This is a genomic window from Halorhodospira sp. 9621, assembly GCF_022228055.1.
Classification (GTDB): domain Bacteria; phylum Pseudomonadota; class Gammaproteobacteria; order Nitrococcales; family Halorhodospiraceae; genus Halorhodospira; species Halorhodospira halophila_A.
Window position 1 is genome coordinate 1 of sequence record NZ_JAJNRD010000017.1, and the last position, 25783, is coordinate 25783.

A 25783-nucleotide genomic window follows, 5' to 3' on the forward strand; every position below is an offset into this window, starting at 1 on the left:
CTTCCGCAGGGGGCCAGCGATAGAGCCCCAGCGCCGGCCGCTAGAGCCGTTCGCGGGCGATCTCGATATCCGCCTCGGCACGCAGGGCGCGGATCAGCGCCCGCACCTCGGAGTCCCCGGCCATGCGCTGGAGCTGTTGTTGCAGCTGCTCACGCTCCTGAGCCGAGAGGCCGTCCGGATCGCCGCGGCTGATCTCGTCCAGACGGAGCAGCGCCGCGGCCCCGTCCTCCAGCTCCACCCGGGCATGGCCGCCCTCCTCTAGGGCGAACGCCCCGCGCACAACGGCCGCCGGGTGGCTGCGGTCGTCCCGATAGGCCTCCTCGACCGTGAAGCGTTCGACATCGAGCTCCTCGGCCAGCTCGTCCAACGACTCACCATCGCGCAGCCGAGTCATTAACTCCTCCGCCCGCTCTAGGGCAAGTTCGGCGGCACGCTCCTGGCGGATCTCCTCGCGGATGGAATCCGCCACCTCCTCCAGGGGCCGGGGCTCGGCCTCTCGGTGTTCCAGGAGCCGTACCACCAGGTAGCGGTCCTCGTCGGCGCGGATCAGGTCGCTGTTGTAGCCATACTCCAGCACATCCTCGCTGAACGCCTGCTCGACGACCCCGGAAAGCTCGCCGATGCCCTCGCCGCCCTCGCGATCGATCCAGTCGCTGCTCCGGATCTCCAGGCCGAAGGTGTCGGCCAGCGGTTCCAGGCTGTCCGGCTGCTCAAAGGCAATATTGCCGAACTCATCGCCGGCCTCCATGAGCTCGGTGCCGTGCTGTTCGCGGATGTAGTCGGCCAGCAGCTCTTCGCGCACGGCATCGAAGGCCGGCGGGTCCTCGTCATCGCCGTAACGCTCGTCATAGCGCTCGCGGAGCGCATCATCATCCACTTCGACCTGATCACGCAGGGCCAGCGGACCCAGCTCGACGTACTCAAGGCGCACCGCCTCCGGGGCCATGTAGTCGTCGGTGTTGGCCTCGTAATGGGCCTCAACCTCGGCATCATCGACACGAACCTCGTCGATGTAGCGCTCGGCGGCGAGCTCAAGGTAGCTGAAGCTGCGCGACTCGTCCTGCAGGCGCACCAGACGATCCAGCTGGGAGGGGGTGCTGATGCTGCTGGCGAACACGGCCTGCTGGAACTGATCGGCCTTAAGGTCCCGCCGGACCAGCTCCTCGTAGTCCTCCGGCGTCATGCGATTGCGCTCAAGCAGGGTTTGGTATCGACCCCGGGAGAACTGCCCGCCCTCGTGGAAGATCTCCTGGCTACGGATGGTCTGGGCCACCTCCTGATCGGTAACCCGCAATCCCTGGCGATCGACGTAGGCGTGCAGCAACCGCTCGTCGATGAGCTGCTCCAGGGCCTCGCGGCGCAATGCGGCAGCGTCGAAGGCGCCATCGGGAAGATCACCGCCGAACATCTCGCGCAGCTGCGCGCGCTGGCGCTCCACCGCCTGGTTGATCTGCGAGCGGGGAATCTCCTCGCCATCGACGCGGGCGACCACCGCGTCCTCGCGGCCACCACCGAAGTATTCGTAACCACCCATGAAGATGAACGGCAGGGCGATGAACCCGATGATGACCCACGCAATCCAGCCCTTGATGCCGTCACGAATCGCCTGAAGCATGCCTTGTCTTCCGCCGAGTGCTCATGTGGGTGATCAGGATACAAAAAAGGCGCCACTATGGGCGCCTTTTTATCGCGGCTGTCAGGGCCGCTTTCTGATTTGGCGGAGCGGACGGGACTCGAACCCGCGACCTCCGGCGTGACAGGCCGGCATTCTAACCAACTGAACTACCGCTCCGTGATTACGTCGATTATTGTAACAACTTTTTGCCGCTTGTCTACCCCTGGTGGGTGGTGAGGGATTCGAACCCCCGACATTCGCCTTGTAAGGGCGACGCTCTCCCAACTGAGCTAACCACCCGAACCGACTAAGCCCGTTAGTTTATCGCATCCTTGAGCGCTTTGCCAGGCTTGAAACCCGGGACCTTCGACGCCGGGATGTTGATGCTCTCGCCGGTGCGCGGATTCCGGCCAGTGCGGGCGGCCCGATCGCGCACGGTGAAGGTGCCGAAACCCACCAGGGTGACCTGATCCCCCTCGCGCAGGGCGTCGGTGACCGACTCGACCATGGCATCGACGGCGCGCGCGGCCGCGGCCTTGGAAAGATCCGCGGAGTCGGCTACCGCCTCGATGAGTTCACTCTTGTTCATCCCCGTGTCCCCTTTTCGGTTTTTTTACTCGATGCTGGCGTGGCTGGCCCTTCGGGCCTGGGTCACCGAACGGCGGCCCGGCAACCCTACGGACCCCCAAACCCTACCACGGCGTAGCGTGCTTCCACAGCGTTGCCGTTGAATCGCCCTGCTGGCAGCGCCGACGCCGCCGGCCCGGGCCTGTCACGGCCCAGGCCGCTCAGTTGCTGGCGTTATAGCAGCGGCTTTTCCGGACTGTCAAACGGGCGGCACGAGCTCAGTGCGGCCGCTTGGCGTCGCCCTCGCCCTCACCGACGGCCACGCGCTTGGCCGCGTCGGCCTCGTCCTCGCCCTCCGGAGCCGGCAGCGGCTCCGGCTGACGGGTCAAGGCCACCTCGAGGACCTCGTCGATCCAGCGCACCGGCCGGATGTCGAGCTTCGACTTCACGTCCTTGGGCACATCGGCCAGATCCTTCTCGTTCTCCGCGGGGATCAGGACCGTGTCGATACCGCCGCGCAAGGCAGCCAGGAGCTTCTCCTTGAGCCCGCCGATGGGCAGCACCTCGCCGCGCAGGGTGATCTCGCCGGTCATGCCGACCCCGGCGCGCACCGGGATGCTGGTCAGCGCCGAGACCAAGGCGACACACATGCCGGTGCCCGCCGAAGGCCCGTCCTTGGGGATGGCGCCCTCCGGGACGTGGATGTGGTAGTCGTTCCGGGTGTAGAACTCCGGATCCAGCCCCAGCGCGCGGGCGCGGCTGCGCACCACGGTGGTGGCCGCATCGATGGACTCCTTCATGACCTCGCCGAGCTGGCCCGTCTGCGTCGCCCGGCCCTTGCCCGGCACCACGGCCACCTCGATGGTCAGCAGCTCGCCGCCCACCTCGGTCCAGGCCAGGCCAGTGGACTGGCCGATGCGGTCCTCGGTCTCGGCTACGCCGAAACGGTAACGCCGGACCCCGAGGTGCTTGTCGATGTTCCGACGGGTCACCTGCACGCCACTGCCGCGCTTGCGCCCCTTCGACTCGCCCTCGACCAGGTCCTTAACCACCTTGCGGCAGACCGTGGCCAGTTCCCGCTCCAGGTTCCGGACACCGGCCTCGCGGGTGTAGTACCGGATCACGTCACGGATGGCGCTCTCCTTGACGTCCAGCTCGCCCTTCTTGAGGCCGTTGGCCTTCATCTGCTTGGGCAGCAGGTAGTTCTGCGCGATGGCCAACTTCTCCTCCTCGGTGTAACCCGGCAGACGGATGACCTCCATCCGATCGAGCAGCGGTGCCGGGATGTTCATGGTGTTCGCCGTGCAGACGAACATCACGTCCGAGAGGTCGAAATCCACCTCCAGGTAGTGGTCGCTGAAGCTGTTGTTCTGCTCCGGGTCGAGGACCTCCAGCAGGGCCGAGGACGGGTCGCCCCGGAAGTCCATGGCCATCTTGTCCACCTCGTCGAGGAGGAACAGCGGATTGCGCTTGCCGGCCTTACTCAGGTTCTGGACGATCTTGCCCGGCAACGAGCCGATATAGGTGCGCCGGTGGCCGCGGATCTCGGCCTCGTCGCGCACCCCGCCAAGGGACATGCGAGTGAACCGGCGGTTGGTCGCCCGGGCGATGGACTGACCCAGCGACGTCTTGCCCACGCCGGGCGGCCCGACCAGGCAGAGGATCGGACCCTTGAGCTTACGCACCCGGCGTTGGACGGCCAGGTACTCGAGGATGCGCTCCTTGACCTTCTCGAGCCCGTAGTGGTCCTGGTCGAGCACCTTGGCGGCGTGCTTGAGGTCGTGGCGCACCCGTGTCTTGTCCTTCCACGGCAGGCTCACCAGCCAGTCGAGGTAGTTGCGCACCACCGTGGCCTCCGCGGACATCGGCGACATCATCTTGAGCTTGTTCAGCTCCTGCTTCGCCTTGTCCAGCGCCTGCTGGGGCATGCCGGCCTGCTCGATCTTGTTCTCGAGATCCTCGACCTCGTTGGGCACGTCCTCCAGCTCACCCAGCTCCTTCTGGATGGCCTTCATCTGCTCGTTGAGGTAGTACTCCCGCTGGGATTTCTCCATCTGCTGCTTGACGCGCCCACGGATGCGCTTCTCGATCTGGAGGATGTCGATCTCCCCCTCGATCAGCCCCATCAGATGCTCGAGGCGCTCACGCGGGTCCTCCATCTCGAGGACCTTCTGCTTCTCCTCGACCTTCAGCGCCATGTGCGCGGCGATGGTGTCCGCCAGCCTCCCCGGCTCCTCAATGCCCGACAGCGAGGAGAGGATCTCGGGCGGGATCTTCTTGTTGAGCTTGACGTACTGCTCGAAGACGTTGGTCGCGGAACGCGCCACCACCTCGAGCTCGCGGTCCTCGTCGCTGGGCTGCGGCTCCGGCACCGTGACCAGATGGGCCGAGAGATACTCGTTGCTATCGAGCAGCTCGACCAGGCGCGCCCGCTCGCTGCCCTCTACCAGCACCTTCACGGTGCCGTCCGGGAGCTTGAGCATCTGCAGGATCGAGGCGACGGTACCGTAGCCGTAGAGCTCGTCGACGCCCGGGTCGTCCACCTCGGCGCTGCGCTGGGCGATCAGGAAGATGCGCTTGTCCTGCTCCATCGCCGCCTCGAGGGCGTGGATGGAGCGCTCCCGCCCGACGAACAGCGGGATCACCATGTGCGGGTAGACCACCACGTCGCGCAGCGGCAAAACCGGCGCCTGGGTGACGGTCTGCGGGGATTCGGGGTTGTGAGCGGTTGGCTCAGCCATTGGATGCGAACCTCATTGGCGTGCGAACGGCGGGACGCGCGCGGCCGCAGCCGCGCGCCCCTCCTCTGGGTTCGGAATGGGGGTGATACGGGCGGGTTTCAAGGTGCGCCGGGTGACGGCGCCCTACTCGTCGGACGCCGCCTTGGAGTGCTCGGGACCCGCGTAGACAATGTACGGGTCGCTGTCGCCGGCGATGACCGACTCGTCGACCACCACCTTGCTGACGTTCTCCATGGACGGGAGCTCGTACATGGTCTCGAGCAGCACCTGCTCGATGATCGTGCGCAGCCCGCGCGCACCGGTCTTGCGCTCCATGGCTTTGTCAGCCACGGCGCGCAGGGCATCGTCGCGCAGGTCGAGCTCGACGCCCTCCATCTCGAAGAGCTTCTGGTACTGCTTGACCAGTGCGTTCTTCGGCTCGCGCAGGATCTGCACCAGGGCCTCCTGGTCGAGCTCGTTGAGGGTCGCGATCACCGGCAGACGGCCGACGAACTCCGGGATCAGGCCGTAGCGGACCAGATCGCTGGGCTCCACCGTCTGCAGCGTCTCGCCCACGCTGGCCCGCTCCCGCTCGCTCTTGATCTCGGCCGAGAAGCCGATCCCGCCCCGCTCGGAGCGCTCCTGGATGACCTTGTCGAGCCCTGCGAAGGCGCCGCCGCAGATGAACAGCATGTTGCTGGTATCGACCTGGACGAACTCCTGCTGCGGGTGCTTGCGCCCGCCCTGGGGCGGCACCGAGGCGGTGGTCCCCTCGATGAGCTTGAGCAGCGCCTGCTGCACCCCCTCACCGGAGACATCCCGGGTGATCGACGGGTTGTCGGCCTTGCGCGAAACCTTGTCGATCTCGTCGATGTAGACGATGCCGTGCTGCGCCTTGTCGACGTCGTAGTCGCATTTTTGCAGCAACTTCTGGATGATGTTCTCGACGTCCTCGCCGACGTAGCCGGCCTCGGTCAGCGTCGTGGCGTCGGCGATGGTGAACGGCACGTTGAGCAGCCGAGCCAGGGTCTCGGCGAGCAGGGTCTTGCCCGAGCCGGTGGGGCCGATGAGCAGGATATTGCTCTTGGTCAGCTCCACGTCGTCTTGGCTGGTCCGGCTCTCGAGGCGCTTGTAGTGGTTGTACACGGCCACCGAGAGCACCTTCTTGGCGTGCTCCTGGCCGATCACGTACTGGTCGAGCTCGCGGTTGATCTCGTGGGGCCGGGGCAGACCGCCCCCCTCCGTCGCCGCGCCTTCCTGGAGTTCCTCGCGGATGATGTCGTTGCAGAGCTCGACACACTCGTCGCAGATGAACACCGATGGCCCGGCGATGAGCTTGCGGACCTCGTGCTGGCTCTTCCCGCAGAAGGAGCAGTACAGCAGCTTGCCGCCGTCCTCGCCCTTGTTCTGAGTTCGATCAGTCATGCCACGGCCTCGGTTTGCGCACTGGAATCATTCGTTATCAACGATGCACCCTTTTCAGCGGGTACGCAACCAGCCCGCGGGTCCTCACTCGGAGGCACCGCGGCTGGTCAGGACCCGGTCGATCAGGCCGTACTCCGCGGCCGCCTCGGCGGTCATGAAGTTGTCCCGATCGGTGTCCTGGCGGATGGTCTCGATGTCCTGCCCGGTGTGGTGGGCCAGGATGGTGTTGAGACGATCCCGCATGTTGAGGATCTCGCGGGCGTGGATGTCGATGTCCGTCGCCTGCCCCTGGAACCCGCCCAGCGGCTGGTGGATCATCATCCGCGAGTTGGGCAGGGCGTGGCGCTTGCCCGAGGCGCCGGCGGCGAGCAGCAGAGCACCCATGCTGGCCGCCTGCCCCACGCAGAGGGTGGCCACGTCCGGCTTGATGAACTGCATGGTGTCGTAGATCGCCAGCCCGGCGGTCACCGATCCGCCCGGCGAGTTGATGTACAGGTGCACGTCCTTGTCCGGGTTCTCGGACTCGAGGAACAGCAGCTGCGCCACCAGCAGGTTGGCCTGGTAGTCCTCCACCGGGCCCACAAGGAAGATGACGCGCTCCTTGAGCAGGCGCGAAAAGATGTCGTAGGCCCGCTCGCCGCGCGCCGACTGCTCGACGACCATCGGCACCAGGCCGGTGTTGAACACGTCGGGGGCGGATTGCTGCGTATCGCTCATGCCGTTGGCCTCCTGGGGCCGCGACTCAGGCCGAAGCCTGGTCGCCGTCCTCGCTGTTCATGAGCTCGTCGAAGCTCATGGGCTTGTCCTCGGTCTGCACCTGCTCGAGCAGCCAGTCGACCACCTGCTCCTCGATCACCGAGGCCTCGAGCCCCTGCATCATCTGCCGGTCCTGAGCGATCTGCTGCAGGGCCTCGCTCGGATCCTGGCCGGAGTTGGCGGCCATCTCGCGCAGCTGGGTCATCATCCGCTCGCGGTCGAGCTGGATCCCCTGGCTGCGCACCAGCTCGTTGACCAGCAAGCCCAGCTTCACGCGGCGGCCCGCCACCTCTTCGTAGGCGGAACGCTCCGACTCGGGCAGCTCGCCTTCGGCGGTGGCGCCGGACTGCTGGCGCAGGGCCTCGATCTCGCCATCGATCAGGCTCTTGGGCAGCTCCAGCTCGTTCTGATCGGCCAGCTGATCGAGCACCTGCCGCTTGAGGCGCTGGCGCACGGCCTGGTCTCGCTCGCGCTCGAGGTTGCCGCGGACGGCGTCGCGCAGCGCCTCCACTCCGCCTTCCTGGATGCCCAGACGGGCCGCGAAGTCGTCGTCGAGCTCGGGTAGCTGCGGCTCTTCCACCCGCTTGACCGTCACCTGGAAGACTGCGGTCTTGCCTGCGATGCTCGGCTCGGCCAGCTCGTCCGGGAACTTGTGCTCAACGGTCAGCTCCTGGCCGGCCTGGGCGCCTTGCAGCGCCTGCTCGAAGGCCTCGGGCAGCTGCCCGGCGCCGAGGATCAGCGGAGCGTCCTCGGCGGAGTTGCCGGTGAACGCCTCGCCGTCGATGGTGCCGTGGAAGTCGATGACCACCCGGTCCTCATCCTGGGCCGCCCGATCCACCTCCTGGTAGTCGGCGTGCTGCTTGCGCAGCCGCTCGAGGACGTTGTCCAGGTCGGCGTCGGTGACCTCGACCTGGGGCCGCTCGACCCGGATCTGGTCGAGGCCCTGAACCTCGATCTCCGGCAGCACGTCGAAGGTGGCCTCGTACTCCAGGTCCTCCCCTTCGCCGGTACGCCTGGGCTCGATGTGCGGGTTGCCGGCCGGGCGCAGCGACTCCTGCTCGAGGGCCTCGGAGTAGGTCTGCTGGACCACCTCGCTGAGCACCTCGCTGCGCACCTGGGCGCCGTACTGCTTGCGAACGACCTTCACCGGCACCTTACCGGGCCGGAAGCCGTCCATCTTGACGCGGCCACTGAGGTCTTTCAGCCGGCGTTCTACCTCTTGCTCCACGCGCTCGGCGGGGACCTGGACCGTCATGCGCCGGCCCAGGCCTTCGGTCGTCTCCACGGAAACTTGCATCGGGAAGTCCTTGGGATCCAAACGTTTGGTGATTGCGGTTTCGCGCTTGCCGCACGGTCCTGGACCGCGCGGCCTACGGACTGCCTGGTGCGAAAGGAGAGACTCGAACTCTCACGGGGCTGCGAACCCCACCGGGACCTAAACCCGGCGCGTCTACCGATTCCGCCACTTTCGCAGACTCTGCGCGGCGTAATGGGGGTAACCCTGACGCCTTTCGCCGCATCAGTATAACAACGGTTGACGCGTTCCCCGCAATGCGCATCCGAGCGCTCGGCTGGCCGGCCGCGGTCCGCTACCATGGGCACCTGCCCATCGTCGGCGCCGCCCGCGCACAGAGGGAAGATGATACTGCTTGCCATCACGGTCCTGGTGCTGCTGCTCGCCCTGCGCGAGGTCACCACCAACCGCATCCACCGCACCCGCGACAATCCCGCGGCCGTTCGGCGCTGGCGGGCGGCGCGCCGCTGGCTGAACCTGGCCCTGCTGATTGCCGCGCTCGCCCTGCTGCCGACGTTCATCGACCAGCCCGAGGTACCGATCATTGCAGAGGCCCATACCCTGCTCAGCTTCGCCTGGCCGCTGATCCTCGGGGCGGCGGCCGTGGCGGCGGCCGTCGCCGTACGCACCGCCCTGCCTGAACTCCAGCGCGAACGCGAACGCCGTGCCGCCCTCGCCCGCCGCAACAGCGACGCCGCCCGAGGGCTCAACCCAGCACGCGTTTCCGCTGAACTGCGCCAGTGGATGGGTGACAACGCCCCTGATTACCGCTACCGATTCGACGTGGAGACCCCGGCCGGTGTGGCTAACATCCTGGTGGAGACCGGCGAAGCCCGCTACGCGCTCTACGTGCTGCCGCCGGAGCACGCCAGCCTCGGCTTCACCCCGGCGCTGCAACGCTGCGCGCGGATCGCCGCCAGCGTGAACGCCCGCGGCGTGCTGTGGATCCCCGGGGACGGCCCGGAGGAACCGCAGCGCAGCCGCGATCACCCGGTGTACGTGGTCTACGGCTCAATGATGCGGATCTTCGAGCTCATCGAGCGCAACGAGACCACGCTGCGTCGGCGCCGCGAGCGCCAGGAACGACTCAAGGACTACGCCGCGGCCAGCGCCGAGCGCGCCGCCGAGGAAGAGCAGCAGCAGGCGCAGCGCCGGCGCGGCAGCCGCGCCCGATGAACCAGCTGACCCTGCCACCCCGGCAGGACCGGCCCGGGGCTGGCTGACCCGCGAAGGAGGTCGACATGCCGAAAGGTCTGATCGCGCTACTCGGCGGCCTGGCCGTCCTGATGCTCGCCACCCTGGGCCTGGTGCTGGCCATGGCCACCGGGGTCTTCACCCCGCCCGGCATGGCCCCGGAGCACCGCGCAGAACCACGGCCGGAGCCGGCCGAGCAGGACCTGGCCGAGGCCCGCTATACCGAACTCGAGCAGGCGCTGACCGTCAACCTCGATGACGACGGGCCGGCGCAGTACCTCGAGGCCGAGGTCGAGATCGCCACCACCAGCGAGGCCGCAGCCGATGGGATCGAGACCCACCAGGCCGCGATCCGCGATGCGCTGATGCTCTTCCTGGCCGATCAGTCCTCCACCGAGCTCGCCGAGCCGGATGCACGCGAGGCGCTGCGCGAGGAGGCGCTGGATCGCGTCAACGCCACGCTCCGCGAGTACGGTGTGGACGAGCCGGCGGCCGGCGTGTACTTCACCCGGTTCGTCATGCAATAAGGGCCCAAGGGCGATTGCCCCCGGGGGCGCCGGCGGCGCCCCCGGCTGGCCCGTCACTCCGTGCGCTGCGGCTCCTCGGAACCACCCCCCGGGGCGAAGTACGAGCGGGTGATGGCGAACACGGTCCCGGAGAGCGCCAGCAGGGCGATCAGGTTGGGGATCGCCATCAAGGCGTTCAGGATGTCGGCAACGATCCAGACCAGCCCCAGCTCGGCGATGGCACCGACGAACAGCAGCACCACCCACAGGTAGCGGTAGGGCGTGATCACCCGGGCCCCGAAGAGGAACGCGGCGCAACGCTCGCCGTAGTAGCTCCAGGCGACGATGGTGGTGAAGGCGAACAGGATCATGCCCACGGTGACGATCCAATTGCCTCCAGGCACGCCCTCGCCGAAGGCCATGGAAGTCAGCGACGCGCCGGTCTCGCCGGTGGTCCAGACTCCGGTCAGGACGATGGCCAGCGCGGTGATGGTGCAGACGATGATGGTGTCGATGAAGGTGCCGAGCATCGCCACCGTCCCCTGGCGAACCGGATTGCGCGTCCGCGCTGCGGCGTGGGCGATCGGCGCGGACCCGAGGCCGGCCTCATTGGAGAAGATACCGCGGGCAACACCGAAGCGGATCGCCGCCCACACCGCGGCGCCGGCGAAACCACCCGTGGCCGCTGTACCGGTGAACGCGTCGGTGACGATCTGGCCCAGCGCCGCCGGCACATCGGTGAGATTCCAGCCGATGATCAGCAAGCCACCGATGACGTAGATCGCCGCCATGGTCGGCACCAAGCGCTCGGCCACCCGGGCGATACGACGGATGCCGCCGATGATCACCAGAAAGACCAGGGCGGCGAGGATCAGCCCGGTCACCCAGGCGGGGATCAGCAGGTTGGACTCCACCACATCGGCCACCGAATTGGCCTGCACGGTATTGCCGATGCCGAAGGCGGCCACCATGGCGAAGATCGCGAACAGCGTCCCCAGCCAGGCCCACCGGGGCCCCAGGCCGTTCTTGATGTAGTACATCGGACCGCCGACGTAGCGCCCGTGCTCGTCGGTCTCGCGGTACTTCACCGCCAGAACGGCCTCGGCGTACTTGGTGGCCATGCCCACCAGCGCGGTGATCCACATCCAGAACACCGCCCCCGGGCCGCCCAGGGTGATCGCCGTCGCCACACCGGCGATGTTGCCCGTACCGATGGTCGCCGACAGCGCCGTGGTGAGCGCCTGGAAGGGGGTGATCTCGCCCGGCTCGTCGGTGCGCTCCGCGCGGCCGCCCCACATGCGCCGAAAGCCGTAGCCGATCCGCCGGATCGGCATGGCCTTGAGGCCGATGGATAGGTAGAGGCCGGTGCCGAGCAGCAGCACCAGCATCGCCGGCCCCCAGACAAAGTCACTAACCGTCTCGAGCAATGAGGTCACCGCCTCCATGATCCTCTCCCCTGGTGCTCATGCGGCCCACCTCGCCGCACGGTGGCAACAATAAGGCCGGCTCAGCCGTGCAGGCGCTGGGCGATCTCGGCCACATGGCGCCCCTGGTAACGGGCCAGCGCCAGCTCCTGCTCGTTCGGCTGACGGCTGCCGTCTCCGCCGGCAATGGTGGCGGCGCCGTACGGACTGCCGCCCTTGACCACCGAGAGATCGGTCAGCTCCGCTGCCGCGTAGGGCAGACCGACGATGACCATCCCGTGATGGGCCAGGGTGTGCCAGAACGAGGTGATCGTCGTCTCGTTGCCCCCACCGGTGCCCGTCGAGGTGAAGACGCTGCCGACCTTGCCGATCAGCTGACCGTTGAACCACTGCGCGCCGGTCTGGTCCAGAAAGTTGCGCATCTGCCCGGCCATATTGCCGAAACGGGTGGGGGTGCCGAACAGGATGGCGTCGTAGTCGGCGAGTTCCTCCGGACTGGCGACCGGAGCCTCCTGATCGAGCTTGGCGCCGGCCTGGCGGGCAACCTCCTCCGGCATGGTCTCGGGGACGCGCTTGACCGCCACCTCGGCACCGGTACCGCGCGCGCCCTCGGCGACGGCATGGGCGAGCGTCTCGACGTGGCCGTAGGTGGAGTAGTAGAGAACCAGTACCCTGCTCATGGCACCTCCCGATTGTGGCTGAGCGTTGGTTACGACAGAGTGCCTCACACCCCTGGGGAGCATCGCGAATCCGTTGACAACGCGCAAGATCGCGCCGAATGTCTTCCGGGACAACAGCAGCCGTGCCTGGATCCGTACCATGCAACCACTGGCCGCCCGCTTCTCCGACATCTCTGCCGTCCGCGACGCCGGGGTCGTGGTCCCCGCGCCGCTGCGCGAGGAGATCGCCCTGCTCGACGGCGTCCTGCACGACGTGCTGCAGGAGTGCGAGGGGGAGCGCGTCACCACCCCACTGGCCCGCTTGCGCCAGGCCGCCCACGAACTCCACTGGACCGAACACCCCGACCCGGAGCCGACCCTCGCCGAACTCGACCGCCTGGATCCGACCACGGGCCACAAGGTGGCCCGGGCCCTGACCCTGCACTGCCAGCTGCTCAATCTCGCCGAAGACCGCCAGCGGGTGCGCTCCCTGCGGGCACAGGGGCGGGACGGGCGCATCGTCGGCGATGGTCTTGAAGCCGGCATCCAGGAAGTCACCGAGCTCGAGGGCCGGGACGCCGCCCACGAGCTGATCCGCCGGCTGCGCATCCACCCGGTGCTGACTGCCCACCCCACCGAGGCCCGCCGCCGGGCAGTGGTTGATGCGCTACAGCGCATCTCGCGGGAGCTCGAACGCCTCGACCTGCACGAGGCCGACGACGCCCTCGCCTTCGACGTCCGCCGCAGCCTGGCCGAGGAACTCACCGCGCTGTGGGCCACGGCGCCCTTCCGCCAGGAGCGCCCCACCCCCCTCGACGAGGCGCGACGGATCATGGCGGTCTTCGACCAGACGCTCTTCGACCTGGTGCCGGGCATCTACCACGAGGTGGAGCGCACCCTGGCCCCCCGCAACACCGGGGCCCGCTCGCCCCACACCCCGGCCTTCCTGCGCTACGGCTCGTGGGTGGGCGGTGACCGCGACGGCAATCCCAATGTCACCGCGGAGGTGACCCACCGGGCGATGGCCCAGCAGGCGACACAGGTCCTCCAGCGCCTTGAGCAGCGCACCCGCGAGGTGGCCCGCACGTTCACCGCCAGCGACCGCTACGCGCCGCCGGCCCCGGAGCTGCTTCAGGGCCTGGAGCGCGACCGCGCCGATTTCCCGGAACAGGCCGCCGCCCTGGCGCGGACCTCCCCCGATCAGGCCCACCGGCACAAGCTCGTCTACGCCGCCGAGCGCCTGCGCGCCCGCCGCCAGGGCGATCCGGAGCGCGGCTTCGACGGCCCCGCGGAGCTGCTCGCCGAGATCGACCAGGTCCAGCGCTCGCTGGCCGGCGCCGGGATCCCGCGCCTGGCCTACGGCGCCCTCCAGGACCTGCGCTGGCAGGTCGAGACCTTCGGCTTCCACCTCGCCGAGTTGGAGCTTCGCCAGCACGCCAGTGTCCATGCCGCCGCTCTGGAGGAGCTGGCCCCGGGGGTCAGCACCGACGCCGCGGAACTCGACCGCCTGGCGCGCGAGGGCTGGGCAACGGCGCCGGAACCGACCAGCGCGGCCACGCAAGAGGTGCTCGACACCCTGCGCGCCGCCGCCGATCTGCAGGCCGCCTACGGACCCGAGGCGTGCCGGCGCTACATCATCTCGTTCACGCGCACGGCGGCGGACATCGCCGCCGTGCGCGCCCTCGCCCGCCTGGCGGTGCCCGAGGAGCAGTGGGCCACCTTCCGTCTCGATATCATCCCGCTGTTCGAAACGCGCCGGGATCTGGAGCACGCCCCGGCAGTCCTCGACGAACTCCTCGAGCTACCCGGCGAACAGCACGCCTTGCAGGCCCGCGGGTACGAGTTGGAGGTCATGGTCGGGTACTCGGACTCGGCCAAGGACGTGGGTGTTCTCGCCGCCAACGCCGTGCTCCATGAACTCCAAGAGCGCCTGGCCAGCTGGGCGCGCGGGCACGGCATCCAACTTACCCTCTTCCACGGCCGCGGCGGCTCCCTGGGCCGTGGCGGCGGTCCGCTGAACCGGGCAATCCGTGGCCAGGCATCCGGCTCGGTGGACGGCCGGCTGAAGGTCACCGAGCAGGGGGAGATGATCTTCACGCGCTACCGGACGGTGGACTCCGGGCGGTGGCACCTGGAGCAGACGATCAACGCCGTGCTGGCCATGTCCACCGGGCATGCCGAAGAGCGCGCCGCGCGGGTCGCGGCCCGCTACCGCGACGAGCTCCGACGCATGAGCGAGGCGAGCGAGCGCGCCTACCACGAGCTGGTCCACGCCGAGGGGTTCGCCGATTTCTTTACCCGGGTGACGCCCTACGAGGAGATCGGACAGCTGGAGATCGGCTCGCGGCCGGCCCACCGTAGCGCGGCCCGCGACCTGGAGAGTCTGCGGGCGATCCCGTGGGTCTTCGCCTGGTCACAGAGCCGCATCAACCTGGCCGCCTGGTACGGCGTGGGCACCGGCCTGGCCGCTATCGGCGAAACCGAGGGCGGGCTCGCCCGGCTGCGCGAGATGCGCCGCGACTGGCCCTTCTTCGCCCAGCTGCTGGAGAACGTCGAGATGGGCCTGGCCCGGGCGGATCTCACCCTCGGCCGTCAGGCCCTGGAGCTCGGCGGCCACCCGGGGCTGCGCGAACGAATCCTCGACGAGTGGCAACGCACCCGTAACTGGCTCCTGGCGGCCATGGGCAAGGAACGCCTGCTCGAGCGCCAGCCGGCCCTGCAGGCGAGCCACGAGCTGCGCCGCACCGACCTGGACGCCCTGTCGCTGCTTCAGCTCTCGGCCCTATCGCGGCTGCGGCAATCCCGGGAACAGGAGCACCCGCGACTGACCGATCTGGTCAAAATGACCATCGCCGGGCTCAGCGCCGGGCTGCAGAATACAGGCTAGCCAACGCCCGGGACTGCCATGGAACTGATCAACCTACTCGCCGGCATCCTGCTGGTTCTCTTCGGCCTGCGCTTCCTGCGCAAGGGGTTTGCGCGGGCCATGGGCGGCGACCTGCTCGACTGGCTGCAGGGGTTCACCCGGACCCGGGCGCGGGCACTGGTAGGCGGCGTGGCCGGCGGGGCGTTGATGCCCTCGTCCACTGCCACGGCCATGCTCTCGGTGCAGATGAGCCGCCGCGGCCATGTCGCTTGGCGCAACGTTCTGGCGGTGCTGCTCGGCGCCCAGCTGGGCAGCACGGTCCTGGTCCAGATTGTCTCCCTCGAGCTGCAGGACTACCAGGGCCTGTTCCTGGCAGCGGGGGCGCTGCTCTTCCTGTTCGTGGAGGCCAGCCGGCCGCGCGGCGTCGGGCAGTCTCTGCTGGCTTTCGGTTTCATGCTGGTTGGTATGGGCTTTCTGAGCGAGGCGGCCATCACGTTGAGCGCCGATCCAGCAGTGGAGGCACTCTTCGAGGCGCTGGCGCAACTGCCCCTGCTGCTCATGCTCAGCGCCGTGGCCGTGACGCTGCTCGTCCAGAGCGCCACCGCCTCCATCGCAGTGGCCCTGGCCCTGATCGCCGGCGGGCAGATCAGCCTGGAGATGCTGCTGCTGTGGGTCCTGGGCGCCAACATTGGCCTGTGCCTGACCGTGCTCATCGCCGGCTGGGGCGACTTGCAGGGACGGCGCCTGGGGTTAGCCGTGCTGTTGGTCAAGCTGCCCCTGGCAGCGGCCATGGCCACCCTGCTGCTCGGCCTCCCGGGGCCGCCGGAGGAGGGCTGGATCGGGGAATTGCCGCAGCAGGCGGCGTGGGCCCACACGCTATTCAACCTGCTCGCCTGTCTGGCGGTGCTAGCTGCCCCCGCGCTGGAGCGCTGCGTCAGCGCATTGACCCCGGAGCCGGAGCGACCGGACAAGCCGACCGTCGCCCGCTTGGACCCGCTGCTACTGCAGAACCCCACGCTGGCGATCAACGCCGCCATGCGCGAGACTCTGCGGGTTTTCGACACCCTGCACCTAACCGGGGAGACCGTGATGCAGGGATTGCGTCAGGGCCATCTGCCCGCTTGGGCGGGGACGCAGATCGAGGCCCGTACCCGGGAGATCCAGCAGGTCTGCGATGAGCTGACCGAATTCCTCGACGGCATACCGGATGACTCGCTCAGCCCCGAGGACCAAGCGCTCAAGGACACCCTGGACGATTTCATGCGCGAGCTGCCGATGATCGTGCGCACGCTGGGCGGGGACATGCACGAACAGATCCGCCGCTTGCTCGAGCACGACGCCGAGTCAGTGGCAGCGGCGCGCCCACTGCTGCTCGAGGCCGCCTCTCGCTTTACCCAGCAGATGAACACCGTGGCCCGCATGCTGATGCGCGAACGCCCGGAGCTGGGCCGCAAGATCCTGCTCCGCAAGCAGGAGACCAGCCGCTGGCTTATCCAGGCCAAGCGGCAGCAGCCGGGGCTCCCGTACGCCGCCTGGGAGGCGCTCGACGGCTTCCAGCAGCTCAACCGCCGGCTCAGCGGCGTGGTCTACGTGTACTGCCACAACGAGCCGGGGGCGGAGGCCCTGCAGAACGAAGAGGGGACCGCTAGCCCGGAGAGCCGCTGAGCTGGCCCTCGGTGCCCAGCAGCCCCTCCTCGCGCAGGATGCGGTAGGTCTCGAACTTGACCTGAACCTCTCGGTGACCGAGCAGAATCAGCGGCAACCCCGTGGGCAGCGCCAAGGCAGCCGCCACGACAGCGCCCCACCAGCCGGCCGACACCACCCCGAGGGCGAGCAGCAGGGCGCAGATACCGATGCCCCAGCCACCGAGGAATTCGGCCGGAAAGCGGTGAACCTCCGTCTCGCCACCGACGTGACCGGCAACCAAACGCCGATTGCCCCGTCGATCGCGGTGACAGACCAACACCGTGGTTGCTCCGGCGGTGAGCCGCTCTCCCAGGCGACCGAAGAGTTCCACCGACTCCAGCGTCCGCAGACGACCATCAGCGTCACGCACCGATACGCTGTAGCGCACCGTACCGCGCCGGCCGCGGGTGGCGTGGAGCCGATTCACCTCCGAGACATGACCGCGAATGACTTCAAAGCTCATGCTGCCTCCTCCCCAAAGGGGGTTGAGTCCAGTTGATACCCCACACCGCGCACCGTGCGGATCAGCCGATCGTGACCGCTCGGACGCAGGGCACGGCGCAGGCGTCGGACGTGCGCATCCACCGTTCGCGGCTCTAGGTAGGCGCGTGCCCCCCAGACAGCCCGGATGACTTCCTCCCGCGTGACCACGCGATGCCGGTGCGCCGCCAGAAAACGAAGCAGCCGGAACTGCGTTCGACTCAGCTCGATGGCCCGGCCGTGAACCCGGACCTCATGGCGCTGGGGATCAATGTCCAGCCCGCGCAGCGACATCGGCGCGCCGCCATCCCAGGGCAGCCCACCAGCGTCGCCAAACCGGGCCGCTGTGCCCGCCCCCGTGCCGTGTTCCTCGGCCTCCGCGGTCAGCGCCTGTAGCAGCGCCTGGCGCTGATGCCCGGTCAGGCGCGGCACAGAAGCGAGCAGCGTCTCGAAGCAGCCGTTGTTCATAGCCCTCTCTCCTCATCACGTCATCATCCTCCGGTTGCACGGTGTATCGGGACGCGGGCCGCTGACGGCCCCGGCGATCCAGCGCATCCGGAGGCTCGAACGCCCATGGGGAGAAGAGAGAAAGTCGCTTGCGATCCAAGCGATTCGCTGCTGCAAAACCGTAGGCCATGACCCCTCCTCACTTGGCCGACTGCGCCATGAGGGGACGTGTCTTTCATCTGATTCCTTGCCAGAAACCAGGCAAAAAACACCCCCTGAAACCACCCGAAAAGGCGGCTCCATGAACCCCGGATAGCCCGACAATCCGTGATTGCCTAGCTGTCCAGAACGTTTTTTCGGAGGGGAAGCTGGCGGTGCAGAGCGCCGGCCCGATGGACCCGGCCGCTCCGCGGATTGCCGCCGGACGGCGGCTGGCAGGGGCGAACGGGTCAGATCAGGGCGCGGCAGGCCTCGGCACGGCGGGCTTCCCCGCCGGAAGATCGACTTCGACTACTCGGGTCGTCCATCTGTGCCGTCGTGGTTACCTCTTATGACCCACCCAAAACTTGACAAGGCCGCATTATAGAGATCGCTTGTTGACGCCGCAACGATCCGCTGCCACCCAACCTGTTTGACATTTTCGTGACATAAGCGGGATGCGAATTGACCGGACGGGGGCCATCGATTTGAATAAGCGCCGAAAACAGCGAGTCCCGTTAGGTGAGGCTCCTGTGACGACAAGGTGTGCTGCCCAGAAATGTCGAGAGACGCCAATGGGTTGAACAGGCCCTGCCGATCGAAGGCTTGGCCTAATGCACACCGCGGACCGCGCCCTGCGCGCGGCCTTGGAGTCGCACAGTGCCGAAGCTCTACGAAGGGGACTCGGTCGTCCGCCTCGATCCCGAGGCGCGGGCGCGATCCGCTGCCCCTATGCGGCGCGGCTTGGATGGCGTCCGGCGACCGGCCTTCTTGGTAGCGCTCCGGCGACCTCGCCTCCCGGGCTCGGAATCCACCCTGCACCGAGCTTGAGGAGCGCAACCATGGCCAACCACGACACCACCTACGAGACGGACCGTAAGCACTCCGCCAGCGACCTCGCCGACAACGCCCTGCGGGATATCGACCGGGCCCGCAGCGACCGCATGCTCAACGGCCCGATCCACTACCCGATCCTCTACCGCGGGGGGCTGCTGCTCATCGTCCTCGCCGGCGGGCTGCTCGTCGGCGGGCAGGTGGAGCGCTTCGAGGAGAGCCTCGAGACGCTCATCGTGCTCGCCTTCTTCATCCCCGTCGTCATGGACATGGGCGGTAACATCGGCACCCAGTCCACCACCGCCTTCGCCCGCGGCTTCGCCCTCGGCCACGTCTCCACCGCCAACCTCTGGCGCATGGTCGGCCGCGAGCTGGTCATCGGCCTGGTGCTCGGCGTGGTCATGGGCCTGATCGGCGGGCTGGCGGCCTCCCTGTGGCAAGGCGACCCCGGCGTTGGACTCGCCGTGGGCGGCGCGCTGGCACTCGGCCTGCCGATCGCCACCACCATCGGCTTCCTGATCCCCTACGGCCTGCTGAAGATCGGCGTCGACCACGTGCCCGCCAGCGACCCGATCATGACCACCGTGAAGGACTTCACCATGGTCACCATCTACTTCAGCCTCGCCGCGATGCTGATCGGGATCGACGTCGCCTAAAGCGCGTAACCGCCCGTGCGACCCCCCCGGGGACCGGGGTGATACCCCGGACCCGGGTCTGCCAACACCGGACAAGCGAGGAGAGCACAATGATCAACTGCAACACCTCCCTGTCGCGCCGCGCGGCGCCCCACCATGCGCGCATCGTCGGGCTGGCGCTAAGCGCCGGGGCACTGGCCCTACCCACCGCCGCGTCCGGGCAGTGGGCCGAGCAGACAACCTTTGAGTTCGGGGTCTTCAGCGATTACCTGGATACCGGCGAGTCGGTGAGCAAGAACAACGCCGTCGCCCAGGGGGCGATCGAGTACGGCCACCCGAGCGGTTTCTTCGCTGGGACGGCGATATCGAGCTGGGAGCCAGACGAAGGGCAAGAGGTGGTCCCCTACTTCGGCTACGGCTTCGCCATCGGCGACGTGGACCTTAACCTGGCCTACGAGTACGCCTACTACCCGGAGGGTGACGACGCATACGAGGGCGAGATCATCCTGGGCGCCGGCTGGCGTGGCTTCGAGGCGGAACTGGCCTACATGGCCAATGCGGATAAGAGCGATGCGGAGGGCAGCGTGGTCTACGCCCTGGGTTACGGGTTCAACCTGGCCGAGGACATCGGCCTCGACGCCACCGTCGGCTACGACGATCCGGACGACACTAGCGGAGACGCCTTCTGGGAGATCGGCATCAGCCGCGCGGTGGACGTCGGCGAAATCTCACTGACCTACGGCTCGCGCGATGAGAGCGGCGCGCAGGATCTTTTCGTCGCCGGCTACAGCGTGAGCTTCTAGACGGGAAGGACGCACCGGGCGGGCGGGGGTGCTCGGAGCACCCGCCCGGACGCCTACGAGCGCAAGGCACCGCGGCGATGGCGCGCTGCGGCTGCCGGGACCGTTTCGAAGTCAGGAGACGAGCTGCATCAACTCCCGGTTGACCAGATCGACATCACCCAAGTTGGCCTCAAGCAGGCTGCGCAGATGGACCATGCTGTCCAGGTCGATCCGCTCGCAGCGCAACCCTACCTCCTGCTCATGCCAGTGGGCGGGCTGCACCTCCATGCAGATCCGGTCTTCCTCGCTCAGGGAGAGCTCCAGCGTCCAGCGGCTCTGTGGATCGCAGAGGGCACCCTGAGGAGAACTCCCGTCGCTGAGTCGCACCAAGGCACCGCGCATGGACAGATCCAGGATCTCGACCTCGCGACCGTGACCCCCGGCATCGACCAAGCGGGCGGGAGCATGAAAGCTCACCCGGCTGAAACGGCGCTTCTCGTGCGTGGCCATCCGACTCCCTGTCCCCGTCACTCTGTCCGGAGACAGCTTAGCACGCCGCCGCAGTCAGTTCGTCCCGGTTGCGGGCAGCATCCAGAGTGTTCTCGAGCAGCGTGGCCACGGTCATCGGGCCCACCCCGCCCGGCACCGGCGTGATCCAAGAGGCACGCTCGCTGGCCGCCGCGAAGTCGACGTCGCCGGTGAGCTTGCCGCTATCCAGGCGGTTGATGCCGACGTCGATGACCACGGCGCCCTCGCCGATCCAGTCGCCCTGGACCAACCCCGGCTTGCCCACCGATGCGACCACCAGATCCGCCTGGCGGACACGCTCGGCCACATCGCGGGTGCGACTGTGGCAGACCGTAACCGTGCAGCGGGCATTGAGCAGTTCCAGGGTCATCGGCCGGCCAACGATGTTCGACTGGCCCAGCACCACTGCATTGCGCCCCTCCAGTTCGATCCCGGTGTGGTGGAGCAGCGTCATGACCCCTCGCGGGGTACACGGACGCAGCCCGGGCAGTCGCAGCGCCAGTCGGCCCATATTCTCCGGGTGGAAGCCATCGACATCCTTGATCGGGTCGATCCGCTCGATCACCGTCTGCTCGTCGATATGACCCGGCAGCGGAAGCTGGACCAGGATACCGTCGATCTCCGGGTCGGCATTGAGCCGATCGATCCGCTCAAGCAGCTCACCCTCGCTGACATCGGCCTCGAGGTCATAGGCCCGCGACAGGATGCCGGCCTCCTCGCAGGCTCGCCGCTTGTTGCGGACATACACCGCTGAAGCCGGATTCTGCCCGACGAGGATGACGGCCAGCCCGGGCCGGCGCAGACCATGTTGCACCCGCTCTTCGACAGCCTCTCCAACGAGTGCACGACGCTTGGCCGCGATGGCTTTCCCATCCAGGATCTGTGCAGGCATGAATCCCCCGAAGAACCGCGAATTGAGGCGGATTTTCGCACGCCGCGGGGGCGCCGGCAACGGCCAGCAACGAATGGGGAATTGACGACGACAGGCGGGGTCGCTATGATTTCGCACCTAGACCGCGGCGGTCAGCGCGGATCTGCGGTGACCCTACGGGGTGTAGCGCAGTCTGGTAGCGCACCTGCTTTGGGAGCAGGGAGTCGGGGGTTCAAATCCCTCCACCCCGACCACCTGGTCAACCAGGCGGTCGTGGCACGAACTGCCGAGCACTGCGCCCGTAGCTCAATCGGATAGAGCATCGGCCTTCTAAGCCGACGGTTGCAGGTTCGAACCCTGCCGGGCGCGCCAAACGCGCAGCGCAGGCAGGGTACAACGATTTACGGTGGTGGGCGTAGCTCAGCTGGTAGAGCCCCGGATTGTGGCTCCGGTGGTCGTGGGTTCGAGTCCCATCGCTCACCCCATCCAACACGATCAGGCCCGGTGCGCCGGGCCTTTTTCGTTTGCCGAGACAACTTGCCTGACCGGCAACGGCTTGGCACAATAAGTCCCTCTCAAACGGGCCGCTAGCTCAATTGGTAGAGCAGCTGACTCTTAATCAGTAGGTTCAAGGTTCGAGTCCTTGGCGGCCCACCAGCTTCGCTACCGTTGGCAACCCTACGTATGCCAAGGTAGATACCGAGCCAGGGGCGAGCCCGCTTGACTCCCCGTTGGCGGGCTCCGAAGAGCCGGTGGTGCCACACCGGCTCTTCTCCCACTTCCTTGTGACCCCTGGGCAAACAACACTTGATAGTGCTCGAACCGCGGTAGAAGGGGTTCGACCTGCTATCCCTCTCAAATCGCCTAAACACACCTCCCCGTTTCACTTGCTGCAGCACACCCCGGATGCGCCGCAGCCGTTCTCGCTTCCCATCACCGCATGACTACGCGTTCCAGTCACTCCCCAAGCGTCTCTTACTAATTCCGCCGTTACCCCCTCCTCTCCTGCCCGACTCCCCGCGGGTCCGGGCAAGACCATCTACCAAACCGTGCCGCAGCGCTCCGCCTCTAGCCGCTATCCGGCTTAGGAGGCGTTGATCAGTGGAGGTACGGCCTGCTGATCCATGCTGCCCGCCTCGGCGACTCAGCCTAGCAACACCAGCAGCCAAAGAACCACGGCATTGACGATCGCCATGAACACCGCTGCCGATCCTAGATCCTTGGCGCGCTCGGCCAGCGAATCCCAGTGCTCGCCGGCGCGGTCGACAGCGGCTTCGATACCGGAGTTAAGCAGTTCCGCCACCAGGATCAGCAGAAGACTGCCGACCAGGATCGCGCGCTCGGCACCGTCCGCCCCTAGCATCAGGGCCAGCAGGCCGAGGGGCGGAATCACGACCATCTCCTCCCGGAACGCAGGCTCCTGACGCCAGGCGGCCTGCAAACCCCGCCAGGAGTTACGCAGGGCGCGCGCCACGCGCGGCAACCCGTGACGGCGAGATCGGCCCTGCTCGTCGCGCGGCATCCCTCAGGCACTCCTAGTTGGGAGAGCGTCCCAACATGATTCCGCAAAGGAACCGCCCACGGCAAAAAGCCCTAGATCCGGCACGCTTGGATCAGACGCCTCCACTCATCCTGAACACGCACGGCTTCAACGGCCCGTCCAGCCATGAGCATCATCGGGTGGGATTGGCCCCACCACCCCGCCATCCGGCATCATGACCGGAGCCGGTGGCGGCGGTATGCGCACGCACCGGCACCGACCGAGCACTCACAGGTTCAGGGAGCGGATCGGACCCATGCACTGCATCCAGATGACCGCTGTTGGCGACCCGGATGTTCTGCAGCCCGCCCAGGTGCCGACCCCGGAGCCGGGCCCCGGGCAGGTGCGCGTGCGCCTGGCCGCCGCCGGCATCAACCCGGTCGACGCCAAGGTGCGGGCCAACGGCCTCTTCAACCCCGATGCACAACCACCGGCGATCCTCGGCTGCGACGGCGCCGGGACCATCGACGCGGTAGGCCCCGGCGTGGAACAGCTCGCCCCCGGTCAGCGGGTGCTGTTCATGAACGGCGGGATCGGCCTGGAGCCGGGCAATTACGCGGAGTACGCGGTACTCGACGCACGCTTCGTCACCCCCACCCCCGACGCCGTCGATGACGTCCACGCCGCAGCCATGCCGCTGGTTGCGCTCACCGCCTGGGAGGCCCTGTTCGACCGGGTCGCCCTGCAAGAAGGCGAGCGCGTGCTGATCCACGCCGGCGCCGGCGGCGTAGGCCATGTGGCCATCCAACTCGCCCGGCAGGCGGGCGCCCGGGTCATCACCACCGTCAGCGATCCGGCCAAGGCGGAGATCGTCCGCGAACTGGGCGCCGAGGCGGTGATCCATTACCGGGATGACGACTTCGTCGACGCAGTGGAACACTGGACCGCCGGCGAGGGCGTGGACGTAGTGCTCGACACCGTAGGCGGCGAGGTCTGCACCCGGTCGCTCCACGCCCTCGCCACCTACGGCCGGCTCGTCACCATCCTCGCCCTGCCCGAGGACCTGGACCTGCACCATGCGCGCGTGCACAACCTCACGCTGGTCCAGGAGCTGATGCTCAGCCCCATGGTTCTGGGCCGGGACGATCTGCGCATCCACCAGACCGGGATCCTGGCCGAGTGCGCCCGGCGCATGGCGGCGGGTTCACTGCAGGTGCGTGTTCAGGAGACGTACCCAATGGCCGAGGCAGCCGCGGCTCATCGGCGGCTCGAGGCCGGCGGTCTGACCGGCAAGCTGGTGCTGACGCTGCCCTGATGCTCCGCAGGAAGACCACCGTCCGATGAGGCACGACCAGCCAGCGCAGCGGCCCCTGACCGTCCTCGGCGTGGACTGCGCCGTCCAGTCCAAGCAGGTGGGGCTGGCCCTCGGGCACTGGGATGGCCGCGGGCTTCGAGTCGAGCGGGTTGCGCTGGGTTCCGCCTCGCGCAGTGCGGCTCAGATCGCACTGGAGTGGCTCGCCGACCACACCCACGCGCCGCTGCTCGCCCTCGATGCGCCCCTCGGGTGGCCGCAGCCACTCGGTCAGCAGCTGGCGCAGCACCGGGCTGGCGACGCGCTGGGCGCCGACGCCAGCGAACTCTTCAATCGGGTGACGGACCGCTTCGTCCACCGGCAAATCGGCAAGAACCCCCTGGATGTCGGTGCCGACCGCATCGCGCGGACCGCCCACGCCGCCCTGGCGTTCGTCGACAAACTCAGATGCGAGCGCGGCTGGACCCTGCCAATGCGCTGGAGCCCCGGCGAGCTGCAGCAAGGCGACGCCGCTGCCGGCGGCCTCATCGAGGTCTACCCCGCCGCCACCCTGCAGGCCCACGCCATACCCGCTAAAGGCTACAAGGGTCGTGATACCGAGGGCAAAACGGCCCGTGAACGCATCGCCTGCGCCATGGCGCAGATGCTGGGTGGGTCGTTCGAGATCCCGGAACTGGCCACCCGCTCCGACGGCCTGGATGCCGTGCTCTGCCTGCTCGCAGCTCGGGACTTCCTCCTCGGCGAGGCGATGCCCCCGGCCGAGATCGACGAATCCCTCAAACGGGAAGGGTGGATCTGGGTGCGCACGCCGCCCCCTGGGAACGACCGACGTACGTCTGCGCCGCCCACCACCCCTTGAAAGGTCGTGCCGAACGACCTATATCGCGGGGTGGGCGAGGAGCGATCGAACGAAAGCGACAGCCAAGGCAAGCAGGTTCGGGCAAACGGGTCGTCGGAACAAAAGGAGGTGAGACTATGGTGGCACGTCGCAACCTCTTCCCGGTGGCCAACTCGGATCTGCACAACCGCGCCGCGAACCGGGATCTGGCGGCACGCGACCCCTTCACGGCGCTGCAGTCTGAGATGATGCGTTTCTTCGACGACCTGCGCCGCGGGGTCGAGGATCCGCTCGCCCAGATCGGCCCGGACATGACAGCGCCGCGGATCGACGTCCAGGAAGACAGCAGCAACCTGTACGTCGTCGCGGAGCTGCCCGGCATGACGGAGAACGACGTCGAGCTGACGTACAACGATGGCGTCCTCCGCATTGCCGGCGAGAAGCGGGTCGAGCACACGGACTCGGGCGAGTCAGACCGGCAGGTCCACGTCACGGAGCGTTCCTACGGGCGTTTTGAGCGGCAGATCCCGCTGAGTCGCGCCATCAACGAGGAACAGATCAACGCCTCGTTCCGGGATGGCGTGCTGACGATCACACTGCCCAAGGCCGAGGAGGGTCAGCAGGGTCGCCGCATCGAGGTCCAGAGGGCCGCCTAGGGCCCGCGCC

The 25783-nt window shown here is 67.8% G+C and carries 22 protein-coding genes, 7 tRNA genes and 1 riboswitch; of the genes, 13 read left to right on the forward strand and 16 right to left on the reverse strand.

Features of this window, described 5'->3' with window-relative positions:
- Nucleotides 1-40: 40 nt before the first annotated feature.
- From LRF89_RS08800 to LRF89_RS08840, 9 genes are all read right to left on the reverse strand, one after another.
- Nucleotides 41-1615 (reverse strand): peptidylprolyl isomerase, encoded by a 1575-nt coding sequence (locus LRF89_RS08800; RefSeq protein WP_238636930.1) that lies wholly within the window; start codon nucleotides 1613-1615, stop codon nucleotides 41-43.
- A gap of 100 nt (nucleotides 1616-1715) precedes the next feature.
- Nucleotides 1716-1792 (reverse strand) — tRNA-Asp (locus LRF89_RS08805).
- Nucleotides 1793-1839: 47 nt separating this feature from the next.
- Nucleotides 1840-1915: transfer RNA gene (locus LRF89_RS08810), tRNA-Val, on the reverse strand.
- A 16-nt stretch (nucleotides 1916-1931) separates the two neighbouring features.
- Nucleotides 1932-2204, reverse strand: a complete 273-nt coding sequence (locus LRF89_RS08815) for an HU family DNA-binding protein (protein WP_201168777.1) — start codon at nucleotides 2202-2204, stop codon at nucleotides 1932-1934.
- Nucleotides 2205-2460: 256 nt separating this feature from the next.
- Complete coding sequence (gene lon, locus LRF89_RS08820) at nucleotides 2461-4923, reverse strand: endopeptidase La (RefSeq protein WP_201168780.1); 2463 nt, start codon at nucleotides 4921-4923, stop codon at nucleotides 2461-2463.
- A gap of 123 nt (nucleotides 4924-5046) precedes the next feature.
- A complete protein-coding gene (gene clpX / locus LRF89_RS08825) occupies nucleotides 5047-6327 on the reverse strand; it encodes an ATP-dependent Clp protease ATP-binding subunit ClpX (RefSeq protein ID WP_201168783.1) in 1281 nt (426 codons plus the stop codon).
- A gap of 84 nt (nucleotides 6328-6411) precedes the next feature.
- Nucleotides 6412-7044: an ATP-dependent Clp endopeptidase proteolytic subunit ClpP gene (gene clpP, locus LRF89_RS08830; protein WP_201168785.1), complete on the reverse strand. Its 633-nt coding sequence runs from the start codon at nucleotides 7042-7044 to the stop codon at nucleotides 6412-6414.
- Between the two features lie 25 nt (nucleotides 7045-7069).
- Nucleotides 7070-8380 carry a trigger factor gene (gene tig, locus LRF89_RS08835; RefSeq protein ID WP_201168787.1) on the reverse strand — a complete coding sequence of 437 codons (1311 nt, stop codon included), beginning with the start codon at nucleotides 8378-8380 and terminating at the stop codon, nucleotides 7070-7072.
- An 85-nt stretch (nucleotides 8381-8465) separates the two neighbouring features.
- Nucleotides 8466-8555 (reverse strand) — tRNA-Leu (locus LRF89_RS08840).
- 167 nt (nucleotides 8556-8722) lie between these two features.
- Here LRF89_RS08840 and LRF89_RS08845 point away from each other — a divergent pair.
- A complete protein-coding gene (locus LRF89_RS08845) occupies nucleotides 8723-9553 on the forward strand; it encodes a hypothetical protein (protein WP_238636931.1) in 831 nt (276 codons plus the stop codon).
- Nucleotides 9554-9618: 65 nt separating this feature from the next.
- On the forward strand, nucleotides 9619-10098 hold the full coding sequence (locus tag LRF89_RS08850) for a flagellar basal body-associated FliL family protein (protein ID WP_201168791.1): 480 nt from the start codon (nucleotides 9619-9621) through the stop codon (nucleotides 10096-10098).
- 53 nt (nucleotides 10099-10151) lie between these two features.
- Here LRF89_RS08850 and LRF89_RS08855 read toward each other — a convergent pair whose 3' ends face one another.
- Nucleotides 10152-11522: an alanine/glycine:cation symporter family protein gene (locus LRF89_RS08855; protein WP_238636932.1), complete on the reverse strand. Its 1371-nt coding sequence runs from the start codon at nucleotides 11520-11522 to the stop codon at nucleotides 10152-10154.
- 62 nt (nucleotides 11523-11584) lie between these two features.
- Entirely contained in the window at nucleotides 11585-12181 is a 597-nt protein-coding gene (wrbA, locus tag LRF89_RS08860; protein WP_201168796.1) for an NAD(P)H:quinone oxidoreductase, read from the reverse strand.
- Nucleotides 12182-12320: 139 nt separating this feature from the next.
- Between wrbA and LRF89_RS08865 the strand changes: the two genes are divergently transcribed.
- Both LRF89_RS08865 and LRF89_RS08870 read left to right on the forward strand, forming a co-directional pair.
- Complete coding sequence (locus tag LRF89_RS08865; protein WP_238636933.1) at nucleotides 12321-15047, forward strand: phosphoenolpyruvate carboxylase; 2727 nt, start codon at nucleotides 12321-12323, stop codon at nucleotides 15045-15047.
- Between the two features lie 18 nt (nucleotides 15048-15065).
- A complete protein-coding gene (locus LRF89_RS08870; RefSeq protein WP_238636934.1) occupies nucleotides 15066-16691 on the forward strand; it encodes a Na/Pi cotransporter family protein in 1626 nt (541 codons plus the stop codon).
- On the opposite strand, the gene LRF89_RS08875 is transcribed toward LRF89_RS08870, so the two are convergent.
- Both LRF89_RS08875 and LRF89_RS08880 read right to left on the reverse strand, forming a co-directional pair.
- Nucleotides 16672-17175, reverse strand: coding sequence for a hypothetical protein (locus LRF89_RS08875; RefSeq protein ID WP_238636935.1), 504 nt, complete (start codon nucleotides 17173-17175; stop codon nucleotides 16672-16674). The genes LRF89_RS08870 and LRF89_RS08875 overlap by 20 nt on opposite strands.
- A complete protein-coding gene (locus LRF89_RS08880; protein WP_238636936.1) occupies nucleotides 17172-17660 on the reverse strand; it encodes a winged helix-turn-helix domain-containing protein in 489 nt (162 codons plus the stop codon). Before LRF89_RS08880 ends, LRF89_RS08875 begins: the two co-directional genes overlap by 4 nt.
- A gap of 684 nt (nucleotides 17661-18344) precedes the next feature.
- A riboswitch (M-box (ykoK) riboswitch) is annotated at nucleotides 18345-18526 on the forward strand.
- A gap of 153 nt (nucleotides 18527-18679) precedes the next feature.
- On the opposite strand from LRF89_RS08880, the gene LRF89_RS08885 reads away from it, so the two are divergent.
- Together LRF89_RS08885 and LRF89_RS08890 are read left to right on the forward strand one after the other, a co-directional pair.
- Nucleotides 18680-19327 (forward strand): magnesium transporter, encoded by a 648-nt coding sequence (locus LRF89_RS08885; RefSeq protein WP_201242677.1) that lies wholly within the window; start codon nucleotides 18680-18682, stop codon nucleotides 19325-19327.
- An 89-nt stretch (nucleotides 19328-19416) separates the two neighbouring features.
- On the forward strand, nucleotides 19417-20109 hold the full coding sequence (locus LRF89_RS08890; RefSeq protein WP_238636937.1) for a TorF family putative porin: 693 nt from the start codon (nucleotides 19417-19419) through the stop codon (nucleotides 20107-20109).
- A 111-nt stretch (nucleotides 20110-20220) separates the two neighbouring features.
- Here LRF89_RS08890 and LRF89_RS08895 read toward each other — a convergent pair whose 3' ends face one another.
- On the reverse strand, nucleotides 20221-20598 hold the full coding sequence (locus tag LRF89_RS08895; RefSeq protein ID WP_201168798.1) for a PilZ domain-containing protein: 378 nt from the start codon (nucleotides 20596-20598) through the stop codon (nucleotides 20221-20223).
- A 37-nt stretch (nucleotides 20599-20635) separates the two neighbouring features.
- Nucleotides 20636-21508 carry a bifunctional methylenetetrahydrofolate dehydrogenase/methenyltetrahydrofolate cyclohydrolase FolD gene (gene folD, locus LRF89_RS08900; RefSeq protein WP_201168799.1) on the reverse strand — a complete coding sequence of 291 codons (873 nt, stop codon included), beginning with the start codon at nucleotides 21506-21508 and terminating at the stop codon, nucleotides 20636-20638.
- Between the two features lie 156 nt (nucleotides 21509-21664).
- Between folD and LRF89_RS08905 the strand changes: the two genes are divergently transcribed.
- The 4 genes from LRF89_RS08905 (at nucleotide 21665) to LRF89_RS08920 (ending at nucleotide 22144) form a co-directional block, all read left to right on the forward strand.
- Nucleotides 21665-21741: transfer RNA gene (locus LRF89_RS08905), tRNA-Pro, on the forward strand.
- 41 nt (nucleotides 21742-21782) lie between these two features.
- Nucleotides 21783-21859: transfer RNA gene (locus LRF89_RS08910), tRNA-Arg, on the forward strand.
- Between the two features lie 37 nt (nucleotides 21860-21896).
- Nucleotides 21897-21972: transfer RNA gene (locus tag LRF89_RS08915), tRNA-His, on the forward strand.
- A 96-nt stretch (nucleotides 21973-22068) separates the two neighbouring features.
- Nucleotides 22069-22144, forward strand: a tRNA-Lys gene (locus tag LRF89_RS08920).
- Nucleotides 22145-22631: 487 nt separating this feature from the next.
- Here LRF89_RS08920 and LRF89_RS08925 read toward each other — a convergent pair.
- Nucleotides 22632-23009 (reverse strand): diacylglycerol kinase, encoded by a 378-nt coding sequence (locus LRF89_RS08925; RefSeq protein ID WP_238636938.1) that lies wholly within the window; start codon nucleotides 23007-23009, stop codon nucleotides 22632-22634.
- A gap of 274 nt (nucleotides 23010-23283) precedes the next feature.
- Between LRF89_RS08925 and LRF89_RS08930 the strand changes: the two genes are divergently transcribed.
- The 3 genes from LRF89_RS08930 to LRF89_RS08940 all read left to right on the forward strand — a co-directional run bounded on the left by LRF89_RS08930 (nucleotide 23284) and on the right by LRF89_RS08940 (nucleotide 25773).
- A complete protein-coding gene (locus LRF89_RS08930; protein WP_238636939.1) occupies nucleotides 23284-24282 on the forward strand; it encodes a zinc-binding dehydrogenase in 999 nt (332 codons plus the stop codon).
- 25 nt (nucleotides 24283-24307) lie between these two features.
- Entirely contained in the window at nucleotides 24308-25138 is an 831-nt protein-coding gene (locus tag LRF89_RS08935; RefSeq protein WP_238636940.1) for a DUF429 domain-containing protein, read from the forward strand.
- A gap of 116 nt (nucleotides 25139-25254) precedes the next feature.
- Nucleotides 25255-25773, forward strand: coding sequence for an Hsp20/alpha crystallin family protein (locus tag LRF89_RS08940; protein ID WP_201168873.1), 519 nt, complete (start codon nucleotides 25255-25257; stop codon nucleotides 25771-25773).
- The last annotated feature ends 10 nt before the right edge of the window (nucleotides 25774-25783 follow it).